The following is a 1083-nucleotide window of genomic DNA, read 5'->3' as shown; positions in this document are numbered from 1 at the left end:
GCCCTCGAATCCGACCACGAGGAGGAAGTCAACTTCGACGAGTTCCTGATGGACGACGACCCGCATCTCCCTGGCGGGGCGCACGGCGAGGATGGTCCGCAGCCGGGCGCCACCGCGACGGACCCCGGCCGGCCCACGCCTCCACCCCGTGAGACCACCCCATCCCTCGCTGCGGAGGGCACCGGCCTCCGTGACGAGTTGATGCCGCAGGCCGGTGCCCTCGAATCCGACCACGAGGAGGAAGTCAACTTCGACGAGTTCCTGATGTACGACGACCCGCATCTCCCTGGCGGGGCGCACGGCGAGGATGGCCCGCGGCCGGAGGCCACCGCGGCGGACCCCGGCCGGCCGGACCAGCCCGCCAGCCCCGAGGTCGACGCGAGGTTCCTTGACTCCCTCTTCGAGGGCGAGGAAGAGCTGCACGACCCCCAGCGGTTCCTGGAATCCCTCTACTCCCGCCAGCAGGACTCGAGCACCGCCGCGGACCCGTTCCTCCTCCCTGACGACCCGTCACCCGCTACTCCCACCGCCCCGACCGTCCAACCCCCCACCAGCACACCCCCGCGCCCCACCACGCCCACCGACACCCCGATGACCGAGGCCGAGAGCTCCCTGCCGGACCAGCCGGACAGCCCCGACCGCACCCCCGCCGGCCCCGTAGCCGGTCAGCGGTTCCTCGACTCCATCCTCAAGGTCGAGGAAAACCCCAGGCAGTTCCTGGACGCCCTCTACACCGACCACCAGGACTCCAGCGCCACCGCCGGCCCGATCCCCATCCCCGACGACCCTTCACCCACCACCGACCCGGCCGGCCAACCCCCCACCAGCAGCCCCGAAAGCTACTGGCTCGACGCCCTCCACGACACCGACTGGACCGCGGTACTCGCCGACCTCACCGCCATCCCCGACCCCACCACCGCACCCGACCCCACCACCGCACCCGACCCCACCACCACACCCGCCTCCGCATCCCCCACCCTCGACGTTTACCCCGACCCCCGCACCGGCATACCCCAGGTGCCCTACACCCCCGAAGCCGGCGGCACCGTCATAGGCCCCATCACCGACCTCGCGGCGGCCGAC

The 1083-nt window shown here is 72.0% G+C and carries 1 pseudogene; it reads left to right on the top strand.

What is annotated here, in order from left to right:
* Positions 1–1083: pseudogene (locus AB0K51_RS34880) on the top strand (hypothetical protein); the annotation flags it as partial.

Source organism: Kitasatospora sp. NPDC049285 (genome assembly GCF_040678815.1).
Taxonomy (GTDB): domain Bacteria; phylum Actinomycetota; class Actinomycetes; order Streptomycetales; family Streptomycetaceae; genus Kitasatospora.
This window is presented reverse-complemented; position numbering and strand designations above follow the sequence as displayed.